At 55.1% G+C, this 25,351-nt stretch carries 19 protein-coding genes; 5 read left to right on the top strand and 14 right to left on the bottom strand.

Going from position 1 to position 25,351, the window contains the following annotated elements:
• Positions 1-7 precede the first annotated feature (7 nt).
• The 4 genes from dapF to PAE68_RS13945 all read right to left on the bottom strand — a co-directional run bounded on the left by dapF (position 8) and on the right by PAE68_RS13945 (position 6,613).
• Positions 8-847: a diaminopimelate epimerase gene (gene dapF, locus PAE68_RS13930; protein WP_281887828.1), complete on the bottom strand. Its 840-nt coding sequence runs from the start codon at positions 845-847 to the stop codon at positions 8-10.
• A 602-nt stretch (positions 848-1,449) separates the two neighbouring features.
• Positions 1,450-2,253 carry a restriction endonuclease gene (locus PAE68_RS13935; RefSeq protein WP_281887829.1) on the bottom strand — a complete coding sequence of 268 codons (804 nt, stop codon included), beginning with the start codon at positions 2,251-2,253 and terminating at the stop codon, positions 1,450-1,452.
• Positions 2,254-2,262: 9 nt separating this feature from the next.
• Positions 2,263-3,303 carry a ParB/RepB/Spo0J family partition protein gene (locus PAE68_RS13940; RefSeq protein ID WP_281887831.1) on the bottom strand — a complete coding sequence of 347 codons (1,041 nt, stop codon included), beginning with the start codon at positions 3,301-3,303 and terminating at the stop codon, positions 2,263-2,265.
• Positions 3,304-3,832: 529 nt separating this feature from the next.
• A complete protein-coding gene (locus PAE68_RS13945) occupies positions 3,833-6,613 on the bottom strand; it encodes a calcium-translocating P-type ATPase, SERCA-type (protein ID WP_281887833.1) in 2,781 nt (926 codons plus the stop codon).
• Positions 6,614-6,786: 173 nt separating this feature from the next.
• Between PAE68_RS13945 and PAE68_RS13950 the strand changes: the two genes are divergently transcribed.
• Positions 6,787-8,583: an Rqc2 family fibronectin-binding protein gene (locus PAE68_RS13950; RefSeq protein WP_281887836.1), complete on the top strand. Its 1,797-nt coding sequence runs from the start codon at positions 6,787-6,789 to the stop codon at positions 8,581-8,583.
• A 79-nt stretch (positions 8,584-8,662) separates the two neighbouring features.
• On the opposite strand, the gene PAE68_RS13955 is transcribed toward PAE68_RS13950, so the two are convergent.
• Both PAE68_RS13955 and PAE68_RS13960 read right to left on the bottom strand, forming a co-directional pair.
• Positions 8,663-9,652, bottom strand: a complete 990-nt coding sequence (locus PAE68_RS13955) for a MerR family transcriptional regulator (RefSeq protein WP_281887838.1) — start codon at positions 9,650-9,652, stop codon at positions 8,663-8,665.
• Between the two features lie 79 nt (positions 9,653-9,731).
• On the bottom strand, positions 9,732-13,277 hold the full coding sequence (locus PAE68_RS13960) for a CheR family methyltransferase (RefSeq protein WP_281887839.1): 3,546 nt from the start codon (positions 13,275-13,277) through the stop codon (positions 9,732-9,734).
• Between the two features lie 256 nt (positions 13,278-13,533).
• Between PAE68_RS13960 and PAE68_RS13965 the strand changes: the two genes are divergently transcribed.
• Positions 13,534-14,202 (top strand): cobalamin B12-binding domain-containing protein, encoded by a 669-nt coding sequence (locus PAE68_RS13965; RefSeq protein WP_281887840.1) that lies wholly within the window; start codon positions 13,534-13,536, stop codon positions 14,200-14,202.
• Between the two features lie 8 nt (positions 14,203-14,210).
• Positions 14,211-14,828 carry a hypothetical protein gene (locus tag PAE68_RS13970; RefSeq protein WP_281887842.1) on the top strand — a complete coding sequence of 206 codons (618 nt, stop codon included), beginning with the start codon at positions 14,211-14,213 and terminating at the stop codon, positions 14,826-14,828.
• 56 nt (positions 14,829-14,884) lie between these two features.
• Here PAE68_RS13970 and galU read toward each other — a convergent pair whose 3' ends face one another.
• The 5 genes from galU to PAE68_RS13995 form a co-directional block, all read right to left on the bottom strand.
• Positions 14,885-15,754, bottom strand: coding sequence for a UTP--glucose-1-phosphate uridylyltransferase GalU (gene galU, locus PAE68_RS13975; protein WP_281887844.1), 870 nt, complete (start codon positions 15,752-15,754; stop codon positions 14,885-14,887).
• Positions 15,751-16,605, bottom strand: a complete 855-nt coding sequence (locus PAE68_RS13980; RefSeq protein WP_281891072.1) for a PHP domain-containing protein — start codon at positions 16,603-16,605, stop codon at positions 15,751-15,753. The genes galU and PAE68_RS13980 overlap by 4 nt, the downstream gene beginning before the upstream one ends.
• 95 nt (positions 16,606-16,700) lie before the next feature.
• Positions 16,701-17,612: a selenium metabolism-associated LysR family transcriptional regulator gene (locus tag PAE68_RS13985; RefSeq protein WP_281887846.1), complete on the bottom strand. Its 912-nt coding sequence runs from the start codon at positions 17,610-17,612 to the stop codon at positions 16,701-16,703.
• 152 nt (positions 17,613-17,764) lie between these two features.
• On the bottom strand, positions 17,765-18,214 hold the full coding sequence (locus tag PAE68_RS13990; RefSeq protein ID WP_397378782.1) for a hypothetical protein: 450 nt from the start codon (positions 18,212-18,214) through the stop codon (positions 17,765-17,767).
• Positions 18,215-18,415: 201 nt separating this feature from the next.
• Positions 18,416-18,682: a YlbG family protein gene (locus PAE68_RS13995; RefSeq protein WP_281887848.1), complete on the bottom strand. Its 267-nt coding sequence runs from the start codon at positions 18,680-18,682 to the stop codon at positions 18,416-18,418.
• A gap of 95 nt (positions 18,683-18,777) precedes the next feature.
• Here PAE68_RS13995 and PAE68_RS14000 point away from each other — a divergent pair, with 95 nt between their 5' ends.
• Positions 18,778-19,815 carry an asparaginase gene (locus PAE68_RS14000; protein WP_281887849.1) on the top strand — a complete coding sequence of 346 codons (1,038 nt, stop codon included), beginning with the start codon at positions 18,778-18,780 and terminating at the stop codon, positions 19,813-19,815.
• 199 nt (positions 19,816-20,014) lie between these two features.
• Here the strand turns inward: PAE68_RS14000 and PAE68_RS14005 are convergent, their stop codons facing one another.
• The 3 genes from PAE68_RS14005 to PAE68_RS14015 form a co-directional block, all read right to left on the bottom strand.
• On the bottom strand, positions 20,015-20,461 hold the full coding sequence (locus PAE68_RS14005; RefSeq protein WP_281887851.1) for a YlbF/YmcA family competence regulator: 447 nt from the start codon (positions 20,459-20,461) through the stop codon (positions 20,015-20,017).
• Positions 20,462-20,537: 76 nt separating this feature from the next.
• Positions 20,538-22,637: a helicase-associated domain-containing protein gene (locus PAE68_RS14010; RefSeq protein ID WP_281887853.1), complete on the bottom strand. Its 2,100-nt coding sequence runs from the start codon at positions 22,635-22,637 to the stop codon at positions 20,538-20,540.
• Complete coding sequence (locus PAE68_RS14015; protein ID WP_281887855.1) at positions 22,634-24,349, bottom strand: DNA repair helicase XPB; 1,716 nt, start codon at positions 24,347-24,349, stop codon at positions 22,634-22,636. Before PAE68_RS14015 ends, PAE68_RS14010 begins: the two co-directional genes overlap by 4 nt.
• A 177-nt stretch (positions 24,350-24,526) precedes the next feature.
• Here PAE68_RS14015 and PAE68_RS14020 point away from each other — a divergent pair, with 177 nt between their 5' ends.
• Entirely contained in the window at positions 24,527-25,339 is an 813-nt protein-coding gene (locus PAE68_RS14020) for a thermonuclease family protein (protein WP_281887857.1), read from the top strand.
• Positions 25,340-25,351 lie beyond the last annotated feature (12 nt).

Consider the following 25,351-nt stretch of genomic DNA (forward strand, 5'->3'; position numbering starts at 1 on the left):
TTCCATCTTAGACCAAAATCGTTCCCGTAAACACCGTTTCCGCTGGTCCGGTCATATAAACACGATTATTCGCTTCATTCCATTCAATAAAGAGGTCGCCGCCCTTCAGCGAGACGATTCCCTTCCGGTCCATACGTCCGGTGAGCACGCCTGCTACGAGCGTCGCGCACGCACCTGTGCCGCAAGCGAGCGTAGGTCCAGCTCCGCGCTCCCAGACGCGCATATCCGCATAATCCCGGCTGCGTGGTGTCGCGAATTCGACGTTCACGCGGCGCGGGAACAGCGGATGATGCTCCAGTAGCGGGCCCCATTGCGACAGCTCCACGCCGACCGCATCGTCCACGAAGATGACGCAGTGCGGATTGCCCATCGACACGGCGGTGAACAAGAACGTCTGCTCCCCGACCTGCACCGGATGCTCCAGCACCGGATTCGCATCGACCGTCGTCGGCACCTTCAGCCCCTCGAGCACCGGCTCCCCCATATCGACGCGCACCGTCTTCACACGGCCGCCCTCCAGCTCGAGCTGCAGCGGCTGTACGCCAGCGCCGATCGTCTCGATCGTCAGCTCCGTCCGGTCCGCGTCCACAAGGCCGTTGTCGTATATATACTTAGCGGCGCAGCGCACCGCGTTGCCGCATTGCTCGGCCTCTGAGCCGTCCGCATTCATAATTCGCATGACATAATCTGCCTTCGTGGAAGGCAATATATAGACAAGGCCATCCGCGCCGATCCCGAAGTTACGGTCACACAGCCGAATCGCTTGAGCGGAAGCGTCAGCAGGCAGTTCAGCGCGCTCCAGCACGATGAAATCGTTGCCAAGCCCTTGCATTTTCGTAAAATTCATAGCTATTGCTCCCATTTTCACGGTTTTCCATCTACTATAGCGTAATTTCACAGGTATGCATAGCGGTTCCGCAAAATTTTACCTCACGTCTGTATAAAATGCAAACGGTACTTGCAAGCATTGCTTCAGCATAAGGTCCAGTATCCGAATCGTAACGCAAAATAGCCCCACCAGCGTTCAGGTCGGGACTAAGGGCGTTACTCCTCTTCCATTTCATATAGCTCTTCAAGTGAAATCTCTTCAGGCTTATAGTGTAGTAGTGAGTCGCTGTTCCAGTGCCAGAAGTTAGCACCCTGGCAAACGATGAGTCTTTCAAGCCACAGTTCGAAATTAAGATGAATGGCATGAAAATCATCCGCAAGGCTTAGAATGGAGCCAACGAAGTCTTCGTTTATAACCGATAATTATCGAAATCCTGCTCTACACTAATGTTATTGAGTTGACTAATCTTGACGTCCTTACTCCATGAAGTTCTAGCCCTCCCTGAATAGGTGTGAGCTATTTCATACTTACGAACCAATGAGAGCGCCCTCTGTCCGCAGAAGGAAAAAGGGCACTTTGTGTATAGGCTAATAACACAGTTATTTGAGTAGGAAGAATGTCTAGAAGAAATTAATATTGTTAATAGCCTGCGATAGCTTTGATGATGCAAACAAACCACTATCCTGATAAGAAACATCCAATCCAAAAGTTATTGCTAAAATCATTCTGTCAATTGGAATAATATCGGCATTAAAACATAATCTTTTAGCACTTTCAGAAAAGTAATTGGATGTAATAAAATACACATAAATTGGCGTAAAGGCTTTAAGAGATAGATCAGAATAAGGATTATCTTTGAGAGCAAAACCTTTGTACTTTAAAAGATAAATAGAACCTGCTAGCTCTCGTATTTCTTTCGAAGTCACTTTATCTTTTTCATAGTGCTTTGCTTGGCCTATTAAATAGTATCTATTAACATTGGACTCAGAACTAAATAGTTTTGATCGCTCACTTCTCTCTACAACTCCGATATAATCAATTCCTTGGTCATGTGCTTTACGAGTCACCTTGGGATCCCCAGTTGTTCCTAAAAACTTGATATAGATCGCGCATAACTTTTCAAAATTTTCTGGAGTAAGATCCGAAATATAACTTAAAGCAGTTGCGATATTGTCAATTATTGGGTTGATGAAGGATATATTTAATGTGTCATAGTCAATATTAAAAATATCAACGCCAAATATTCGTTCGATATCAGATTCGTACAAACTTAGTTCTTCAGAAAAATCTTTAGCTAATGACAATACGTCATCGTTTTCAGACACATCTTCTATAAATGAGATAATATTATTGTAAGCGGAGTATCTTAATATTAAATCTTCCAGTAGTTCTTTGAATTTTTCTTCTACTCGGATGTTCTTCATCAGGAATACCTACAACACTTTTTTAAATGCTTCAATTGATTTAATAATGCTGTCCATGTCCTTCTTTGTCTCTTCATCCATATTAATTAATGCGGCAATTGGAATTCTGCTTATGTTGTTTTTTATACTTTTTAGATTTTTCCTGAATCCTTCTGTAGTAAGATAATTACTTCTGTCTAACGCTTCTTCTATATTTTTAGAGTTCTCCATTATATTTAGCGCTTCATTATCCAGTATTATTTTACTTAAGTCTCTAATTTGATCGCGTTTCGATAGAATTACTTTTCCTAGTTCATCTCGCGAAATCCAGCCGAAAAAACGCTTTAGATTAACTATATTCGTAAAAGTAATAAGACTTTCATTCCAACCTAACCATTCCCTCAAATTTGGCCGGCTCATGAGCTCATGAAAGAGTGCCGCCATACCTGTATGAAAATTATCACCAAATTCATCATCCGATTTATATATATTCATAGCAATAAAGGAATTCAACTTACGCTTTACTTCTTGACGGGAAATACCCAACCTGTTAGATATCTCTTGCTGGTCCATATTAAAATGACTATGAAGATTCATAATTAACTCAGCTTGTTCAAAATCACTCCAAGGTTTAATTCCACTCACGTGACGTAATCCCATCAGAAGCAAATAAGACTCTTCGTCTAAGTCATCATAAAGAACCACTTCAATTTCGGAAAAGTCCTCCTCAGAGATTTTCCCAATATCATAACCTTGCTCTAAGTCATTTTTTAATGATTTAAGTGTGGCTACTCGACGATTTCCTTCGATAACAACATACCCGTTTTTTTCTCCTGGTACTTTCTTGACAAGAATGTTATCAATTTTCAAATAACCATTGGTTTTAAAACTGTCTATAAGATCTCGAATGTTTTCTCTGTTATCTCCGCAAATCATATCCAATACTCGCTTTTGAACTAATGGATTAGTTACTTTATCTTCACTTATTGGTGAATATCTTGCATGACTATGCAATCGATAATTATTTGGATCGAGAAAAAGGTTATCTAAGGATGCCCTAATATTTTGCACTATTATCCCTCCTACGAAGTGGCTCTATATTATTAATTATAACAGATTTTGACATACATATTCATAGAATGAGATTGTATTTAAAACCTAGAGACTTACTTTATTCCATGCCTGTTGATTCATCGCTAAATCGCAGAAAAAGAGCCGTCTATCCAATTAAATGTTTGTACTCATACAAACAATCAGGAAGGTGACGACTACATATAAAATTCTAACACGATTCTCCACATTCTACAAACGCTTCTTGCGATTGAAGAAGTTGATCACATTGTCAAAGCAAGCGATGATATCGGTTATGCCTGAAAGTTCACCGCATATCCTCCGATTCAGTATTGGTGCGCCGTTACGAGTGAAGAATGATTAGGATATCGATCTATCGTTAAGCGTATCGTCTGTGGGGTTAAACACCCAAACAGCCGAAGCGCCCGCTGCAAGCAGCGAGGCGCTTTGGCTGTTGATATAGTAGGCCGCTGACAACGGCCTGACAAACATAGAAGTATGCCTTCAATCGACCCGCACCAAGCGAGGCTTAGCGCGTCACAGGCTTCATCGGCTTCGAGCCGCCGCCCACGATCCGGTTGCGCTTGCGGCCGGACGTGCTGAGCAGGCTGCCGATTCCGAGCAGGAACGTCGGAATTCCAGCGAAGCCGAGCACGAGCAGCCAGTCGGACAGATCGAGCGGCACCGTCTTGAAGATCGGCTGCAGCGCGTCGACGTACAGTACCGGGAACATTAGCAGCAGCGACGACACGACCGCCAGCACGAGCCAGACGTTCTGGAACGGGTTGCGGTGGAAGATCGAGCGCGAGCTGCGGCAGTCGAACACGTGGATCAGCTGCGCCATGACGAGCGTGACGAACGCGACCGTCTGCGCCTTCATGAGCGCATTCGCGCTATCGCCTGCCTGCTGCAGAGCGATCCAGAACGCTGCAAGCGTACATAGGCCGATCAGAATGCCGCGGCTGATGATCTTCCAGCCGAGACGGCGGGCGAAGATGTTCTCACGGGCAGAGCGAGGCTTCTGCTGCATCAGATCCTTCTCCGCCTGGTCGACGCCGAGCGCCATCGCTGGCAAGCCATCCGTTACGAGGTTAACCCATAGAATCTGGATCGGCACGAGCGGCAGCGGCAGACCGGCCATCATCGCGAGGAACATCGTCATAATTTCCCCGACGTTCGAGGCGAGCAGGTAGCGGATAAACTTGCGGATATTCTCGTAGATGCCCCGGCCTTCCTCGATCGCTGCGACGATTGTCGCGAAATTATCGTCGGACAGAACGAGCGAGGACGCCTCCTTGGACACGTCCGTGCCGCTGATGCCCATGGCGATACCGATGTCCGCCGCCTTGATCGCAGGTGCATCGTTGACACCGTCGCCGGTCATCGCGACCGTGTGCCCCTTGCGCTGCAGCGACTTGACGATGCGCAGCTTATGCTCAGGCGACACGCGGGCGTATACGTAGACGTTGTCGACGACACGATCCAGCTCCTCGTCGCCCATCGCCGCGAGCTGCTGGCCGTTGAGCGTCTGGCCGCCCTGCGGCATAATGCCGAGCTGGCCAGCAATGGCCTCGGCGGTCGACTGATGGTCGCCGGTAATCATGACTGTCTTAATGCCGGCGCGGCGGCACTTCAAGATCGCGTCGCGCACCTCGCGGCGCGGCGGGTCGATCATGCCGGCAAGACCGACGAACACGAGCTGGTCCTCGACTCCGTTCTCATCGTGCGGCTGCTCGGACGCCTTGATGTCGCGGTAGGCGATTCCGAGGACGCGCAACGCATTTTTGGCCATACCTTCGGCCCCTGCCTGTACCTTCGCCTTCAATGAAGCGGTGAACGGAATAACCTTGTTGTCCCACAGCACGTACGAGCAGCGCTGGATCAACAGATCGGGCGCCCCCTTCGTGCACGCCATCCGTCCGCCCTGATGCTCGACGATGACCGACATCCGCTTCCGATCGGAATCGAACGGCAGCTCCAGCGTACGGCGGTACAGACTGCCGAGCGACTGCGAGGTCAGCCCGGCCTTCGCGCCAAGCACGATGAGCGCCCCCTCAGTCGGGTCGCCTTTAATGGAATAGACCGCTGCTGCGTCCTTTTTCCCCTTACCCTCGGGTACAGACTCATGCAGACTCGCGTTGTTGCACAGCACCCCGATCTGCAGCATGCGGCGCAGCATCTGGTTGTTGCGTAGATCGACAGGCTTGCCATTGTGTACGATGGCTCCGTTCGGCTCGTAGCCGTCACCCGTCACCTCTAGCACGTCGCCGCCGAGCCACAGGTGCGTCACGGTCATCTTGTTCTGCGTCAGCGTGCCTGTCTTGTCCGAGCAGATGACCGAGGCGCAGCCGAGCGTCTCGACCGAGGGCAGCTTGCGCACGATCGCCTTGCGCTGAATCATCCGCTGCACGCCGAGGGCGAGCGCGATCGTGACGATGGCGGGAAGCCCTTCCGGAATGGCCGCGACCGCAAGGCTGACGCCTGCAAGGAACATCGCGTATGGCGGCTGTCCGTGCAGAATACCGGCCACCACGACGAGCACGGTGAGGGCGATGGCGACGATAATGAGAATTTTGCCGAGCTGCTCCAGACGGTGCTGCAGCGGTGTCTCCATCGAATCGGTGTTCTGAATGAGGTCTGCGATCTTACCCATCTCGGTCTGCATGCCCGTGCGCACCACGACAGCCTTCGCCGTGCCGCGCGTCATCATCGTGCCCATGAAGCCGAGGTTGCGCTGGTCGCCGAGCGGGATGTCGTCCTGCTCCAGCACGGACGTATGCTTGGCGACTGGAACGGACTCCCCGGTGAGCGCCGACTCCTCGGCATACGCACCCGCCGTCTCGATGAACCGCACGTCCGCGGGCAGCCTGTCCCCGCTCTCTAGCAGCACAATATCGCCCGGCACGAGCTCCCGCGCAGGGACGAGCTCGACCTTCCCCTCGCGCAGCACCTTCGCGTTCGGCGCAGACAGCTCCTTCAGCGCACGCAGCGAGCGCTCAGCGCGGAACTCCTGCAGGAAGCCGAGAATGCCGTTCATGAGGATGATGGCAATAATGGTGACCGCATCCAAATATTCGCCCAGTAAGCCGGAGATCAGGGTCGCCCCCATCAGCACCAGCACCATGAAGTCCTTGAATTGGTTCAAAAACAGCGTCAGCGGCGAAACGCTCTGCCCTTCGGCCAGCTCGTTCTTGCCGTGCGAGGCAAGTCGCTTGTCCGCCTCCTCCCAGCTCAGCCCTTGCGAGGGCTCGGTTCCCGACGATTGCAGGATCTCCTCCGGCGTCCATTGATACCATGGTTTCTGACTCATCTGCTCATTCCCTCCCATAAGGTTGTCTAGGCTAAATGTATTCAGACAAGCCGGGAATTAGCACGATTTTCCGGTACGGGCAAGGCGCGCTTAAAATTTGGGCGAAAATATGGCATGATAGAGGTTAGCACTTCAAAATAAGGTCATACGCAAGAAATGGAGCTGTTATCCCTATGTCACTAGACGGTCTTGTCCTACACGGTCTGGTCCGCGAGCTGCAAGCGCTCGTGCCCGGCCGCATTAATAAAATCCAGATGCCCTCGGGGAACGATATCGTGCTGCAAATGCGCGCTGGGGGGAAGAACGAGAAGCTGATTCTGTCGGCCAGCCCGACGTATCCACGCGTTCACCTGACGAGCGAAAGCTTCGTCAACCCGCTCGACGCGCCGATGTTCTGTATGCTGCTGCGCAAGCATTGCGAGGGCGGCATTCTTGAGGCGGTCGAGCAGCTCGGCTTCGAGCGCATCATCAAGCTATCGATTCGCCAGCGCGACGAGCTCGGCGATCTGAGCCTGAAGACGATCATCATCGAGATCATGGGCCGCCACAGCAACATCATTCTGCTCGATCCGGCGACAGGCACGATCATCGATGGCATTCATCACGTCACGCCTGCGATTAGCAGCTACCGCGTCATTATGCCCGGCGTCCGCTACGTCGCCCCGCCGGAGCAGCATAAGCAGGCACCGCTTCCGATGGACGAGCACCTGTTCGCTCGTCTGCTCGGCGAGGCCGCTACGGCGCTGCGTGGCGAGGAGCGCCCGAGCGAGGGCGCGAGGCTGTGGGAGCAGGCGCTCGTCGCCAGCCTCAGCGGCGTCAGTCCGCTCGCCGCCCGCGAGCTCGTGCACCGCGCCTTCGGCAGCGCGAGCGAGGCGTCTGTGCTGCTGTCGTCGGATGCAGAGGCAGCGGCCCGACTGTGGCCGCCGTTCCACGCGCTGCAGCAGCAGCTGGAGCAGAGCGGGCTGTCTCCGGTGATCGTCGAGCAGCCGTCGGGTAAGAGCTTCTTCCACATCATGGAGCTCACGCATGTGGCAGGAGAGTCGCGCACGTTCCCGTCGGTCAGCGCCTGCCTGGAGGCGTACTACAGCGATAAGGCGGAGCGCGACACGGTGAAGCAGCGGGTCAGCGACCTGATCCGCCTGCTCACGAACGAGAGAACGAAGAATGTGAAGAAGCTCGAGAAGCTGAACGAGACGATGCGCGATGCCGAGCAGGCAGACCGCTTCCGTATTCTCGGCGAGCTGCTCACCGCCTCGATGCACCAGATGACCCGAGGCGACCGGAGCATCGACGTCATCAACTACTATGACGAGGAGCAGCGTACAGTCACGATCGAGCTCGACCCGCTGCTCACGCCATCGGAGAACGCGCAGCGCTACTTCAAGAAATATACGAAGAGCAAGAACAGCCTTATCGCGGTGCAGGAGCAGCTGCTGCAGGCCGGCAAGGAGATCGAGTATCTCGATACGGTGCTGCAGCAGCTGACCTCGGCGAGCATGGCCGACATCGCGGAAATACGCGACGAGCTGACCCAGCAAGGCTACCTGCGCAACCGGGGCAAGAAGGATAAGCGTAAGAAGCCGAACCAGAAGCCAACGCTCGTCTGCTTCACCTCCAGCGAAGGCATCCCGATCTACGTCGGCAAGAATAATACGCAGAACGAATATTTGACGAACCGACTCGCCCAGTCGAGCGATACGTGGCTGCATACGAAGGACATCCCAGGCTCCCATGTCGTCATCCGCAGCCCCCAGTTCGGCGACGCCACCTTGCTCGAAGCGGCAAGGCTCGCTGCCTTCTACAGTCAAGCGAAGGAGTCTAGCCAGGTGCCAGTCGACTACACGCTCATCAAGCACGTGCGCAAGCCGAGCGGCGCGAAGCCGGGCTTCGTCATCTATGATCATCAGAAGACGCTGTTCGTCACGCCGGATGCGGAGCTTGTTAAGCAGCTGCCTTCATCGGTCAAGTGATCGCAAGTAAGCAACACGAAGCAGCCCCCGGCCTAATGAGGCTGGGGGCTACTCGTAATACGAACGCAAAGCTATGAAGCTACCCCGTACCGAGCAAGCTCTTCATCTTCTTCACCGCGGTCTGTGCGTCCCCTTGTACGAGATGCACCCGCTCCGTGCCCGTCATAGCCGCATCGCTCGTAACTATCCGTCCTCCGATAAATACACGTGTAGACAGCCGAAGCTCGGCAATACGACGGTCCAGCAAGTGGAAGAAAGGCTGCGACGCTTGCAGCAAGCTTTCCGAGGAAGAGCCGAAAGCGAACGCGGCCGGCTTCATCTGCTCCAGACAGTCCAGAATCCCCTTCTCCGAAGGCGCAGCGCCCAGATATACGATCTGGAAGCCCTCCTGAAGCATGAAATAGCCGAAAAACAAAACGCCGAGCTCATGCCGTTCCCCGGGCGCACAGGACGTCACAATGAGCGGATGGTCCGCGGTGCGGTGGTACAAGTTTTTGAGCGCGAGCAGCCGTTCCCGGATGAAGTGACTGCCAAAGTGCTCCTGATACTCCGAGATTTCACCCCGCTCCCATCGGTCGCCCAGCTCAACCAGCACCGGCTGAAGCACCTGCAGCAGGACGAAATCCATGTGATGCAGCGCCAGCAGCTGATCAAAAAAACGCTGAGCCCCGATCTGATCGAGCCGCAAAAAAAGCTGCAGCAGCGTATCGCGATACTCCGACGCCTCACCCGTCGGCACCGCCGACACCCGTTGATAGCTGTCATGCGCACGCTGTACTTCGTCTGCCTGCGCCCCCCCTGGACCTGGAACTCCGCCCTGAGGCTCCGAATCCAGCTCAGCGCTTACGAGCTTCAGCTCGTCTACGGCCAAGCCGATCGGCATCCCTTCATCGACCTTGCGCTTCAGCCGCAGCAGCGTATCGATGTCACGATTCGTGTAACCGCGATACCCGTTCGGAAAGCGAGAAGGCGCTACGGCCTCGTAGCGCTCTTCCCATTTGCGGATCAGCTGTGTCGACATGCCCGTGCGCATGGACACCTCTTTAATTGTATATAAACGCTCGTTCATCTCGTAACCCCCGAAGCCTTCCATTCATGAGCCTTATTATAAACCATTTACAAAGCTTATACAAGACTCATACATAAACCTATGGAATGACAGGAAGACGAATTTCGACCGTCGTGCCTACATTTTCCTTACTCATAATATTCATCTTACCGTTATGATTCTCAATAATCTTGTAGCTGACCATGAGGCCCAGCCCAGTGCCCTTGTTCTTCGTCGTATAGAACGGCTCTCCGAGCCGAACGAGCGTCTTCTCCGGTATGCCGTAGCCATTATCGATGAAGCTGATCTTCACCTCGCGCTCCTCGGTCCGCTCTGCCCGTACGATCAGACTGCCACCGTTCGGCATCGCCTCCACGGCGTTCTTCAGCACATTGATGAACACCTGCTTCAGTTGATTCTCGACGCAGCTGACAAGCGGGAGCTTATCCTGAACCTGATTGATAATTTCCACATTATGAATGATCGCTTGCGTTTCAATTAAGATCATGACATCTTGTAGGACGCTCGACAGCGACTTCGGCAAGTAATCCACCGCCTGAGGCTTCGCCAGCACGAGCAGCTCGCTGACGATCTCCTCGATTCGCTCCAGCTCGTCAGCCATGATGCTCAAGTAGCTGTCATTGTTGGCTCCAGTCGTCAGCAGCTTCGTGAAGCCCTTCAGCGCTGTGAGCGGATTGCGTATCTCGTGCGCGATACCTGCCGCAAGCTGTCCGACGGCCGATAGCATCTCAGACTTGCGAAGCAGCTCCTCGGTATGCTTTCTTTCAGAAATATCCTCCGATATTTTCAAGTAATGAATAAGGCGGCCTGTCTGTTCCTTAATCGGTAAGAACTTGACCGACTCCCAGTACACGGACCCACTCTTATGCTTACTCTCCAGCTCCCCTCTCCACGCCCGCCCGCTCTGCAGCGTGCTGATGACCTCAAGAGGAAGGACGCTCGAGGCTTCCCAGTTATGAAGCTCCCAGACCGAAGTTCCGAGCACGTCCGATGTCTCATACTCCGTCACTTCGCAGAACTTCGGATTCACGTACTCGATCGTCCCGTCGAGATTCGCTATAACAGTTATCGAAGGACTTTGCTCGATCGCGTAGGATAGCTTCAGCATCTCGACATTCGTTTTCTTCAGCTCCGTAATATCGACGAAGGTCAATACGATACCCTTGATGAAGTTATCGCTTGTCCGATATGGAAGAACGCGCATGCTGTACCACCTGCCGCTGCGGCTCTGAATCTCCTTCTCCTCAGGTACGAGCGTCTTCAGCACCCGCTTCGCGTCCTCCAGAATGCCGTCGTACTCGAAGTTATGGGAGATGTGCGAGATCGGGCGGCCGTAATCGACCTCGAGCAGGTTAATCTCCTTCGTGATCACCGGAGTGAACCTTCTGACGCACATATTGCGGTCAAGAAAGATCGTCCCAATCTTCGTGCTGATCAGGAAATTATCCATGTCGTTATTCAGATCGGTCAGCTCTTGAATCTTGTACTGGTATTCCGTATTGACTGTGACCAGCTCTTCATTCACGGACTGCAGCTCTTCATTCGTGCTCATGAGCTCCTCGTTGGCAGCCACGAGCTCCTCATTCGTCGCCTGCAGCTCCTCGTTGGACGTCTCCAGCTCCTCAATCGTCGCCTGCAGCGATTCTTCGGCGCGCTGCAGCTCCTGCTCCAGCTCCACAATGCGTTGATTGACGTTGCTCTCGATCTCGAAGGAGTCGACAACCTTGACCGGTGTCGGCTGCGAAGATTCCTCGAAGGTAACGAGCACGAGCTTGTCGTACTTACGGTTATTCGCAGAGAACGGCTTCACGGCGAGATGGATATACGGAGATTGCTCGGAATTGTTCACCCGAATATCCTTATAGTAAATCACACGCTTCTCTTGACGCACCTTCTGTACGGCCGTCACAATCGCAACGGCAAGATGCGCCTCGACCAGCTTGTAGATGTTCCAGCTCGGCTTGCCGCGAGCGATGACCAGATATGGATTGACATTACCGCTTAGGTGCAGCACGTCGTTGTTTTCATCAATCAGCATGCACGGAGGCATGTGCTCGTCGACGAATGTCGTGTACATGTCGTCCGTTTTTTTATGCGTTTGATACTCCTTCAAGTTCGAATACCCCCTCCGCGCCATCTGCTGCACCTTGGAGTTGTTGACGTGTTCATTCAGGTCAATATCGTTGGCTGCGGTTAATGAAACATTAAACTGACGTTGCTGGAAGATGTTCCACTTGCGCTCATACGTTGAGAATAAATTTGTTAGCCTGCCGATCGTTTCGCTCGGACCGAGAAAGAGGAAGCCGTTCGGATTTAAGGCAAAGTGAAATAAAGATAGAAGCTTCTGTTGCATGTCCGATTGCAAATAAATAAGCATGTTACGGCACGTGACCAGGTCCAGATTGCTGAACGGAGGGTCCTTCAATAAATTGTGCGGTGCAAACACGATCATTTTACGTATTTCCTTGTTGATCGTATACATCTCGCCGTTCTGCGAGAAATACGTATCGAGTATGGACCTCGGCACTCCTTTAAGCGCAGACTCCGGGTAAATGCCTTGACTCGCGAAGTCGATCGCATCCTTATCCAGGTCGGTTGCGAATATTTTGACCGTATACGACTGATCGAGCTGAAGGGCATATTGATGGAACAGGATGGCAAGCGAGTAGGCCTCCTCACCGGTGGAGCAACCCGCAACCCAGATCCGAATTTGCCGCTCGCTGCTCTTGTTGTGGAAGATCGCTGGAACGACACGCTTCTCGATGAGCTCGAACGCCTGAGTGTCGCGGAAGAAGTGAGTAACCCCAATCAGCAAGTCTTTGCCAAGTGCATCCAGCTCCTTCGCATCGCCCTCCAGCACAGCGACATACTCTTCGAGCGACCGTTGTCCGACCAGATTCATTCTCCGCTCGATTCGCCGCAGAATGCTATTCTGCTTGTAATAGGTGAAATCAATGCCGTTCAGCTGTCGCAGCAGCTCGAATATTCGATTCAGCTCCGCCTCCTGATTCGAACTAAACAACGATTCTCTCTCTTCCAACCTCACCGTACTCTCCTCTTGCATCGTTCTCGAAGCCAAGCTATTGAAGAAGCTTGCTATAGCCTGCGGCGTCATCACATGATCGGTATATCCGCTCAAGCGGGCACTGCTAGGCATTCCGTCGAACTTGGCCGATTGTTCATCCTGAACAATCACAAGACCACCGCGCTCCTTAATCGTCTCGATCCCTCGCGTACCGTCGCTGCCCGTTCCGGACAATATAACAGCAATCGCCTTGCTGCCGACATCCTGGGCGAGCGAAGTCAGGAACACGTCGATCGGCAAATTCAAGCCGGACGATTCATGGTCTGTAACCTGCAGAATACGATCAATGATTTTAATATCCTTCTTAGGGGGAATGAGATAGATGCAGTTGGGCCGTACCTCCATGAGGTGCTCCGCTTCGTAAATGTTCATCTGCGTATGCTTAGACAATATTTCGGACATAAAGCTCTTGTAGTTAGGCGATAAATGCTGCACGACGACAAACGACATACCGCTGTCCGAATCCATATGCTCAAAAAACTGCTGAAGCGCCTCTAAGCCGCCTGCGGAAGCTCCGATTCCTGCAATGTAACTGCTCATTCGCTGCCCCTTCCACTCATCCACCGTTAACATTCCTTAACCCCGTTTCGGTCGGCAACGCCGTTCTGCCAAAATAATAATAAGTATAACAAAATGACTAAAGTCTCACATATGAAGTTTATAGTAACGTGATACGCGTTTATCCACTGAGGTGCCGCGCTCGCGGCGCGGTTATCTAATTTATTTAATAACCTGCTATGGAAACGATGAAACGTTTGAGCTAATATAATATAAACTGCCGCAGGGGGAACAAATGATGAACTTTCACGCTGAACTGTTGGCGGAAGCATTGCTCGCGGGCGATTATGACAAGAGCTGGAGCATTGTCGACCAGCAGACTTCAGCAGGACGAAACAGCCTGTACATCTACAGCAAGCTACTTACGCAGGCGATGCGCTATATTGGAGAGCTGTGGGAGCACAATTCCATATCGGTAGCAGACGAGCACCTCGCCTCAGCTGGCTGTGACCGTCTGCTTACCTTATACGGACATATGCAGGTTCAACAGATGGAGCACGCCAAGAAGGTCATGCTGCTATGTATGGAAGGCGAGCTGCATTATCTCGGTCTTAAGATGATTAGCTCCTTCTTTCAAGAGAACGGCTGGGAGACCCGGTGCTTCGGACCGAACCTGCCACTAGAATATGCGCTTGTGCATGCGCTCAGCTGGAAGCCTGATGTAATCGGGATCTCAGTAACGATGGTGCACGCTCTGCCCAAGCTGAAGGAATATGTGCACACGCTCGAGAACATGCACCATCGTCCGATGGTCATGATTGGAGGCCGATTAGTAGGTAAATACGATCTACGCCCTTACTGTTCAAGCCAAACGATATTGCTCGAAGATATGAACGAGCTGCACCAATGGCTGGAGCAGGATACCATGAAAACGTTGTACAAATCCAGTAAAATTTTAGGAGGCTAATGTCAATTATGACGAACGCCCGGTCGATGCTACCCGTCCCCTATTTTGCCATCGACTCCCAATACCGAATCTTAGAACGGTCAGAACTAAGCAGCTCACAATTCCCCCCTACGGAGCAATTTCGTGAGCTCGTTGACATCGGCTCGGAGGAGAAGCTGGAGCGCTTCATTCGGCCGATGCAGGATCAACGGGTTGAGCTGAACCTGATGTATGGCCCGCGCAAGCAGCCCATGCTGTTCGAGGTCCATCAATGCTGGGAGAACGAATCGATCGGGCACCTCGTGCTCATCCGCAACCAGCACAGGCTTCAGCCGCTTCTGGATTCGATGGAGCGCATGCGTGAGGAGCTCACCCACGTAACGAGACAAGCATCCAGTCCACTCTCTCCGTCCCCATCCCCATCTCGGCACTTGACATCGGTTCCGCGAAGCGAGGGGAGCGTTCAGGAGAGCTCGAAGGAGAACTATTACTTGGAGCTTCATGACGCGCTGGTCACGATCGACGACCTGCTTGCGATTGTCCGTTCCACGCTCATGGAATCCGGCAAGGACGCTTACACGATGCTTCTGCTCGAGCAGACCGCCCATGCCAAGGAGCTTGTTCGCAAGCTGCAGCAATACAAATAAACCCGAATCGAGTATAGACTCGATCGGGTTTATTTTTTTGCCATATACGCACAGACTTACATACTTAGCCGCTTGCGCAAGTACGCCTCGAGCGGCTCGCGAAGCTCCTCGCGCTCAAGCGCCATCTCGATCGTCGCCTCAATGTAGCCGAGCTTGTCGCCGACATCATAGCGGCGGCCGGTGACCGGATGCATGACCATACGCTGTATACGATTAAGAACACGGAGCGAGTCCGTCAGCTGAATCTCGCCGCCCCGACCAGGACTGCTCGTCTCCAGCAGAGCGAATATTTGCGGAGTCAGTACATAGCGCCCGATGATTGCCTGATTCGAAGGAGCCGACTCACGGTCCGGCTTCTCGACCAAGTCTTCAATCCAGCGGTACGTCGAATTTCCGTCCTCATATGGAGAAATAATGCCGTACTTGTCCACATCGTGCCAAGGCACCTCTTGCGTCCCGATGACCGATGTCTGCGTCTGGTCGAACAGATCGATCATTTGCTTCAGACAAGGCGGCTCCGACTGAATGATATCATCGCCCAGCAGGACGGCGAACGGCTCGTCTCCGATAAACTTACGCGCGCACAGCACGGCATGACCTAGTCCAAGTGGCTGCTTCTGTCGGATGTAATGCACATCGGCCATGTTAGAAATGGACTGTACCATATCCAGCAGCTCGACCTTCCCCTTCTCCTCCAGCGTCGACTCGAGCTCAACGGATTTGTCAAAGTGGTCCTCGATCGCCCTCTTGTTGCGGCCCGTCACTATAATAATATCTTCAATGCCTGAGGAGATCGCCTCCTCCACAATGTATTGAATCGCAGGCTTGTCTACAATCGGCAGCATCTCCTTCGGCTGAGCCTTAGTAGCCGGAAGGAAGCGGGTACCTAGACCCGCAGCCGGAATAATCGCTTTACGCACCTTCATCGTTCGTTTCGTCCTCCTTGTCGTAATTTCAGCTGCTCCAGAACGTCCGTGCTTACGCGGCGACTCCCGATCGGCGCATGAAAGACGACACCGCCCCGTTCGCCGTGATAATCGGAGCCGGCTGTCACGAGCAGTCCATGACTCGCGGCGAGCTCCGCATAGTGCTTCTCCTGCTCAGGCGTATGGTCAGCATGATACGCCTCCACGCCAGCGAGTCCTTGCTGCGCCAGCTCAGCGATCAGCTCGTCGCGGCCGTACAGCCCCGGATGTGCGAGCACCGCCGCGCCTCCAGCCTCGCGAATCCATTGTACCGCCTCCGCAGGCGCGATTCGCGGCGGATTGATGTGCGCCGCCTTCCCGGCGGCCAAGTATCGGTCGAACGCCTCGGCCATGGAGGCGACGTAGCCTTTGCGCACGAGCGCGTCGGCAATATGAGGCCGGCCGATTGTATCGCCCCTCCTTTTCACATGACGGACCGATTCATACACATCCTCCATGTCGATCCGTAGGCCAAGCGACTGAAGCCGCTCTACGATCAGCTCATTGCGCCTGTCGCGGACGCGGCGAAGCTGCTCGAGCCTCTCTAGCAGCAGCGGGTCACGCCACTCGATCCAATAGCCGAGCACATGAATGTCGCAGCCGTCGACTGCCGTACTGATCTCCACGCCAGGGACTACCGTAATACCGAGCTCGCGCCCGGCCTCCAGCGCCTCCTCTACACCGCCCACTGTGTCGTGATCCGTAATCGCAACAGCGGATAATCCAGCGTCCAGCGCAAGCCTCACGTTATGCGTGGGCGTGCCGGTGCCGTCCGAAGCAATCGTATGCGTATGTAGATCCGCTTCAAGCATCTTCACGAAGCCCCTCCTTTGCACCTGTAGCCCTATACAGGGAACAGCCCCCATACATGGTAACGAATTGAAGCGAAAAAATCAAAAACATCGACCTACAGCCACTGACTTAAGTCACGCTCGCGCAAAAACGTCAAAAACGTAACGGCCGAAATCGGCAGCAGCGTCGAGCTCAAATAAATCGCGTGGAAGCTGCGAGCGAAGCTCACGTTCTCCACCGACTTCACATGCAGCACGCCTAGCGCCGCCTCATGCTTCACCGACGACTGGGACAAGATCGAGATGCCAAGCCCAGCCTCGACAGCAGACTTGACCGCTCCGGTGCTGCCAAGCTCCATCACAATCTTCAGCTCCGAGATGTCGCAGCCCGCCTTCACCAGCTCCTCCTCCATCACACGTCTCGTTCCCGAGCCCTGCTCCCGCAGCACGAACGGATAATGGACGAGCTCGCTAATCGGTACCTGCTCGAACGCCGCCAGCGGATGACCACTCGGCACGATGAGCTTCAGCTCGTCACTCAGCACCGCCTCGGTGTGCAGATCCGGATGGTTAACCTCTGCCTCGACGAGGCCGAATGTCAGCTGATGGGCCATGACCTCTTCTAAGATTTGCTTCGTGTTGATCACCTTCATACTAACCGAGATGTTCGGGTATTCTTGACTGAACGGCCCGAGCAGCCGCGGCAATATATATTCACCGACCGTCAGACTCGCTCCGAGATGAAGCCGGCCCTCCAGCATATGCGTGAACTTGGACATGCCTTGATCCGTTTCTTTAATCAGGTCAATGCTTCGTCTTGCGAACGGCAGCAGCGTCCGTCCCGCCTCGGTCAGCTCCACCCGCTTCGTCGAGCGGATGAACAGCTTCGTGCCGAAGTAATCCTCGAGCGACTGGATCTGCATCGTCACAGCCGGCTGGGTCATGTGCAGCGCGCCTGCAGCATGCGAGAAGCTCCCCTTCTCCGCTACCGTATAAAAAATATGGAGCTGGTGAAAATTGAGTGCCATAGCGTACCTCCACAAGTGCCATTCCAAGCCTTTACTCTAATTATAGCGAAAAAAAACACTTGAAGCTATCATCGTCGGTCGGAACCGCGGACGAAACGACGAAAGGCGTACCGCGGACGGCACGCCTGTAATCGCTTCCAACAATATTGAGCTTATCTTCGCTTCCGGCCGTTCTTGATCAATGTCATCCGGCGCGAGTGACGCAGCCAGGAGTAATAAGATCGCAGATCGCGTAGCTCGATCGTCTCTGACATACGCCCGAGGAACGTGACGACGATCATCTTGTACGTTATATCTGACTTAGGGACCATCTGCAGCGGATCAACCGGATTCGGTGTAAACTCCGCAACCATAACAAGATCATCATCGATCAGGTATACATCCTGTTCATTGCGGTAATACGTTCGAATGGCCCCTTCCCTCAGCTTGTTCCATAGAAATGCGGTAATATCGTGAAAACCGGTCTTCTGTGACTCGACTCTGTCCGCCCACCGGCTGCGGGCGTGATGGGTAATCACGATATCGGTAATCGCCTTGCCCCCGAGCACGAACGGGCTGGCATCGCTTCGATTGCTTAATGGACCGATTCTCGATTCTTTCACAAACCAAACCCTCTTCCTACAAAAATAGTTCGTTCAACCTATGTACTTCCGATTGCCTTCTTACTCTATTTTAACGCATACGCTTACAGAATCAAATTAAAAAATCTTTAGATAATTAAAAATGCAAAAAAGCTCCAGTAAGAAACCGGAGCCTTGCTTCGCACATATGCTATAATGGGCACGGTCTATCTGCCGCATCTTCTATAACGTGTAAAATCTCGTCTTATCAGGCATATTACTGCTATACTCAGTCTTGATCTCGTTGCGGTACGAGCGCTCAACCTTCTTGACGAACGGCAGACGCATCAGCTGCTTGACCGTCTCGTCAAACCGGCTCGCATACACATACATGGCGGCGTAATGCAGCTTCTTGGAAATAAAGTGGACGTTCCCATATTTCTCGAGCTGCTTCCCGGCCGCCTTCACATCGGAGACCCATACAATGATTCCCGTACGTTCGGTAAACATAGCCGTGACCTTCTTTCTTCATCAATAAGCTGAAATCTTGTGCTATCGTGCCGCAGCATGATCGAGATTGTTCAGTCGAAAGGAATGAGCCTTCCATGAGCTTCCCCGATTCTGATTCTGCCATCATCGCCGTCGTTCGGCGGGGCGAGCTGGTTGAGAGCTTGCACCGAGGACATATCGTCGCGGTACATGCCTCCGGACAGCTGGCTGCCTGGGCAGGCGATCCCCGCTATTATACGTACGCCCGTTCAACAGCGAAGCTGCTGCAGGCGCTGCCTCTGCTCGAGGAGGGAGGCGTCCGGCGCCTAGGATTGACAGATGCGGAGATCGCTCTCGTCGCGTCATCACATAACGGCGAGCCCGCGCATACGGCTGCAGTTGCATCCATTCTGCATAAGGCCGGACTCGATGTAAGCGCTCTAGACTGCGGGGCGCAGGAGCCGCTTCATAAGCGCGAGGCGGACCGGCTGAAGCATGAGCATCTGGCGTGCGGCGACATTCATAACACGTGCTCCGGCAAGCATGCGGGCATGCTCGCATTAGCCGTGCTGATGAATGAATCTATTTACAAGTATACCTCGCCGAATCATCCTGTCCAGCAAAAGATGCTGCGCATCGTCAGCGAGATGAGCGGCTGCCCGCCGCAGCACATCACGATCGGCATCGACGGCTGCGGCGTTCCGGTCTTCGGACTTCCGCTCGCCGCTCTTGCCGCCGCATATGCCAAGCTCGGCAAGCCGGATGACCTCAGCCCTGTCCGCCAAGAGGCGTGCCGCACATTGCTAGAGGCGATCGCTCGTGCGCCCTACTACATCGCAGGCACCGGCCGCTTCGATACGCGGCTGTCCGAGGTGACAGACGGGCGTGTCATCGGCAAGATGGGCGCTGAGGGCGTCTACGCGGCAACGGCGCCCGCCGCCGGCCTCGGGCTCGCGCTGAAGCTGGAGGACGGCGCAGAGCGGGCGCTCTATGCGGCTGCGACCGAAGCGCTGCTGCAGCTCGGGCTGCTCACCGCTGCAGAGGCCGGGGCGCTAGCCAGCTTCCATCGGACTGACGTAGTGAACCGCCGCGGCGAGGTCGTCGGCACGATCAAGCCTGGGTTCACGCTAAACATACCTTCCACGGAAGAGTAAGAGCTGTGAAGCGAGAGGCTGTTGAGGGAACCTCAGGCAGCCGCTCGTGGTGGCAGGCAGCGGTTCGCTGCTGTGCGCGGTGGCTCGGTTATATGCTTCGGATAACAGCGGCTAGCTGCTGCCAGCGGCCATTCGCAGCTACACGCGGCCGTTGACTCACCTCTGTGTCCTATTGCACCCGCTCACTCCTACGTGGACGTTAGCCGCACTTCCCGCTGCAGCTGCCGCCGGAGCTGCAGCCGCCTGTGCTAGCGAGCGGATCGTTCGAGGGCACCTTGATCGTGTCGGACACGGAGTAGGCGATCGTTTCAGCGACAGCCTGCAGCAGCTCGTCCAGCTTCCGCTCAGCTTCCTTGAACCGTCGAACGGACATTACCTCGTCCAGCTCCGCTTGAACCGCCTGGATCTGCTCCAGCGCCTCATGATAGTTCGGGTGATAATGTCCGAAGCGCTCACATTCCTCGAAGCGCTCCTTCGCCTTCTGAAACTTCCGTACAAGAAGTGCCGCCTCTTCGTCCTGGTCCTTCATATGCTTCCAATATAGGTAATCCGCCGTCTCAGCGGAATTATTAATCATATCGGCTAATTGATAGGCTTCCAGCAGGAGAGCCGCCATATCGAGCGTGCGCGATTCCATCACTGCCATATCGGCAAGCACCGCCTTTCATCATCTAGGAATCATCCTATCTATCATAGCACATTGAGGCCAGCTGCGTCGCCCGCTAATATTTATCGTTAATCCCCGGCAAGATGAGCTTCATCTCCTCCCACTCGTCTGCGAGTAGTCTCAGCTCTCCCGTGTTCGCTTCTTCACTCGTGCCGCCGCGCTCCAGCGCCGTGACGCACCAGGTTCCCCGTGTGTCCTGCACCTTGCGCGGTACGATCCGGCAGTCAGCGCCGTTCCTGCGAATCTGCAGCAGCGTACGTAGCGCAATCGCACGCTCAACGATGTCCCGCCGCGTCGAAGCATGATAGCTCCGATAATCCTTCAGCCAGGAGGCTGGTATGTCACGCAGCTCCGGGTACAGATCATGAGACTCGGGAAGACGCGTCTCCAGCTGGTAATACGCAAGCGAGCTGCGGGCGTACAGCAGCCCTTGGCAGTTGCCATCGGCTGCAGCAGCCGTACGAACAGTTTCCTCCTCCTCGTCTGCGGACACAAGCTGTGGATACCGAAGCGATGCGTGCTCGCCAGCCCCGTCAAGCGCCACCTCAGGCATGAAGCCTGCCTTCTCCAGCGCGGCTGCCAGCGCCGGTACGTGCTCCTCCTCTACGCGGTAATGCAGCTCTCCGAGCGGCTCCGCCAAATACTTGGCCGCATGAGGCAGTCGGCCAATCGCCGAAGCCGTATCCACATCGGCGCAGCGCAGCAGCACAGCTCTCGACAGCTTCGTCAAGCCGAATGGCCGCGCCCACTGCTCGACCGCTATGCGCACGTTGTCGGGCACACCGTATGCGCAGTGCTTCTCCAGGAAGCACAGGATGTCATCTGCACACCTCCCCTGCTCCAGCGCATGCTTGACACTCGACTTCGTCAGCTTGCATACGCTCAGCGTGTCACGCTTGAGCGCCTCTGTGAAGCAGAGGAGCTCCCATTGCAGCTTCAGCGGCGCATCCGGAGGAATGAGCACGTCGAAGTCCGGCTGTAGCACGAATGGGGCTTCGGCTTCCATAGCTGTATCCGCTGACATTGCAAGCACTGCCGTCCCCTGCGAGACCGACGTGCCCGACATGACCGAAGAGACCGATGTGAACGGCCGACAATGCCAAGCGTACACCGTGCGCGTCGCCTCACCACCAGCGAGCCCCTTCTCCAGCCAGCCGAGCGCATGCAGCGGCCGCAGCCACTGCTCCTCGAGCCGCCTTACATATTCGAACCGATGCTCCTCTCCGGCTGCAGGAAGCAGACCTGCGCGCTGTAACTTCGATACGATCGCCGCAGGCTCAAGCCACGCCCCCTCAGGCGCTGCTTCGAGACAGAGCGCCGCGTGCTGCAGCCAGGACGCTTGCGGCCAAGCCGCCCCTCTCCACAGCGCATACAGCTGGTCATTCTGAAGCGAGCGAGTGCCAGATAGGAACGTGTGTAGCGCCGACTTCTGCACCTTCAGCTCGCCCTGCTGCTCAGCAAGAAGGCCAAGTCGCAGCAGCCAATCGAGCAGCAAGGCAACAGGAAGCGGGTACGTATCCGCGTGAGCGTGCTTCAATGGAACGCCGCAGAAGTCATCCTGCTGCCAGCCGAGCAGCTCTCCGAGACGCTGCACCGTCCGCTTCATCAGCACGCCGCCCTTCGTCAGCTTCAGCTCCTGCTTCGCGCTGAATACGAGCAAGTCAAGGACCGTGACCGCAGGCTCCCGAATCGGCCTCACCGTACATGCTATAGGCTCGACAGACGGCCCAGCCACTTGCTCCGCTGACTCCCATTCCGCCGCATTCGCGAACAACAGTCGCTGCCATCGAGGCAAGGCGTCGCTAGGCAGCACGTACAGCAGCTCGCCCCACGTCTTGCGGAACGCCAATATCAGCCCCTTGCGGCGCAAACCGGCGAGCCCTGCTGCCGTCTCCGCACCTGACATACTCGTACCGAGCGTACGCTCCAGCCGAGCGTCATCGAACGGCTCGCTGCCGATGCGGCTGACGACCGCCACAAGCACCTTACGCTCGGCCCCCGCGAGCCGGTTGCAGATCGTCTCCAGCACGACATCGTCTGACCATAGCTGCTCCAGCGTCTGACCGCGGCTCAGCCAAGACGCGTACACCGTCTCTGCCTCGATCGAAGCACGCAATTCAGCTGGCATGAGCGCCAGCAGCTGATCGTAATTCATCGCACAGCCTCCTCCTCCGTCGGCGCCTGCGAGCTCTCCTGCTCCTCGGCCGCCGTTCGATACTGATACCCTTGCTCGATCAGGAACAGCTGTCTATTCATCGCATACTCCTGCTCCTTCGTGCCTTCGCTGACCAAGGTGTAGAAGTAGGCTCGATTATCCCTGCTCTTCGGGCGCAGTATACGTCCGAGCCGCTGCGCCTCCTCCTGGCGCGAGCCGAAGCTGCCTGACACCTGGATCGCTACGCAAGCGTCGGGCAGGTCGATGGCGAAGTTCGCCACCTTCGACACGATCAGCACCGGCAGCTCCCCCTTCCGGAAAGCGGCGAATAGCTGCTCGCGCCTCTCATGAGGCGTCTTCCCATACACAAGCGGAGCTCCGGTCCGCTTCGAGATGAGCTCCAGCTGCTCCAAGTATTGGCCGATGATGAGCGTCTGCTCTCCTGCGTGCTTGCGCAGCAGTCGGTCAATCGTCGGAAGCTTCGCCGAATTCAGACTCGCGATACGCATGCGCTCCCTCTCCGCGGCAGCACGATATTGCTCGAGCTCCGCGTCCGGCATCGACAGTCGCAGCTCCATACACTCGACCGAAGCGATCCAGCCCTCGCTCTCGAGCGTCTTCCACGGCATCTCATAGCGCTTCGGTCCGACCAGAGAGAACACGTCCTCCTCACGCCCGTCCTCGCGCACCAGCGTCGCCGTCAAGCCAAGCCTGCGCGTCGCCTGTATATCCGCTGTAACCCGGAACACCGGAGCGGGCAGCAGATGCACCTCATCGTAGACGATAAGCCCCCAATCCCGCTTGTTGAACAGGTCCATATGCACGAACGGATCGTTCTTCGACTTGCGGTAGGTCAGCATCTGGTACGTCGCGATCGTGACCGGACGCACTTCTTTATTCTTAGCGGAATACTCACCTACCATCTCCTCGGTCAGATCGGTCTTGTCGAGTATTTCACGCTTCCATTGCTTCACGGACGTACTGTTCGAGGTCAAAATCAGCGTCGCGCAGCACAGCTTGCCCATCGCCGCGATGCCGATCACGGTCTTGCCTGCACCGCACGGCAGTACGAGCACGCCGCTGCCTCCCGCTAGCGAGCCTTCGCGGTAGAACGACTCGACTGCTGATCTCTGATAATCTCGCAGCGAGAAGGCGCCCCCCTCCTCACTCTCCGTCCGCAGCCGAATCGGCAGCGACTCGCCGCTCGAATAGCCGGCCAGATCATCGACAGGGAAGCCGAGCTTGATCAGCTCCTGCTTCAATAGACCGCGGTATTGCGGCGAGAAGCGAAGCGTGCGCTCGTCCACCTGCACGAGGCCATAAGAACGAAGTGACTTATAGGACACCATCTCCTTAATAACAGACAGGTCGTCGGAGATGAGCAGCAGCTCGTCGCCCAGCCGCTCGAGACGCACCAAGCCGTATCTTTCGATGAAGCTGCGAATATGTTGCTTAACCGTAGCAGGAAGCCCGAATTTGGCCCGCTGCTCGAGAAAGTCAATGATCTCATGCGACGTCAGCCCAGCGGCTGCAGCGTTCCACAGCGTCAGCGAGGACATCCGGTACGTGTGTATGTGCTCTGGAGATTTGACCAGCTCCGCGAAGCGGGACAGGACGGCTCGCGTCGGCTCGAATTCCGGGTGCCGTGTCTCAAGCAGCACGCAGAAATCATGCTGCACAACGAGCGGTCGGTCCTTATGAACGACAGCCATGTGTACCCCTCCAAACTTTGGCAGATGGCATTAGTATGAGGGAACACGCGACGAATTAAACGTATTTTTCGAGGAATGGCCGCTCAATCGTGCTGTTCGTGTTGTAATCGTGATCTGCTTATGAAAAAATAAGGTACAGCTACACGCACATCACGAGCATAGTCAGGAGAGAAAGCAATGACAAACCGCAGTATCGCATTACTCGTACTCATACTAGCCTTCATGCTGTCAGCCTGTTCGAATGGAGCTATGGTGACAGGCAGCTCGGTACAAGGAGAATGGCTGGACGCCGTGCTTAAGGATTACCCTGAGCTGCGCTCCAAGCAGGTCGAGGAAGAGAAGGTGAGCCGCGTCGTCGACGGCGATACGTTCGAGACCGCGTCAGGCCGCAAGGTACGGCTCATCGGGGTGAATACACCGGAGAGCGTCGGCGGCAAGGTGGAATATTACGGCAAGGAAGCGAGCGCGTTCACGAAGTCGCAGCTGACGAATCGGAAGGTGCTGATGTTCAAGGATGCAGGCGACACGGATAGGTACGGCAGACTGCTCCGTTATGTATTCGTTGAGGACGAGCCGATGATGTACAATGAGCTGCTCGTCGTAAGCGGGTACGCCAATCCGATGACCGTGCCGCCGAATGTCATGTTCGCAGACCGCTTCACAGCTGCAGAACGCAAGGCGCGGGCAGCAAGCGCGGGCTTGTGGGCGAAGAGTAACGGAGGCGATGTCTCCCAAGGCTCCAGCTCGTCCGGTGCAGGCGGAGCGGCTGACGCTCGAGGCTCCGGCTCTACCAGCGCGGGAGGAGCGAATGCTGCGAAGACGGAGGCGGCGGGCTGCTCAGAGCCGACGATTAAGGGGAACATCAACAGCGCCAAGGAGCGCATCTACCATGTGCCAGGCGGCCGCTATTATGAGCAGACCGTGGCGGAGCAGATGTTCTGCACTGAGCAGGAGGCGATCGATGCTGGCTTCCGCCGCTCGAAGGTCTAACTCCACAGACGC

The sequence above is a fragment of the Paenibacillus sp. YYML68 genome, from assembly GCF_027923405.1.
Classification (GTDB): domain Bacteria; phylum Bacillota; class Bacilli; order Paenibacillales; family NBRC-103111; genus Paenibacillus_G.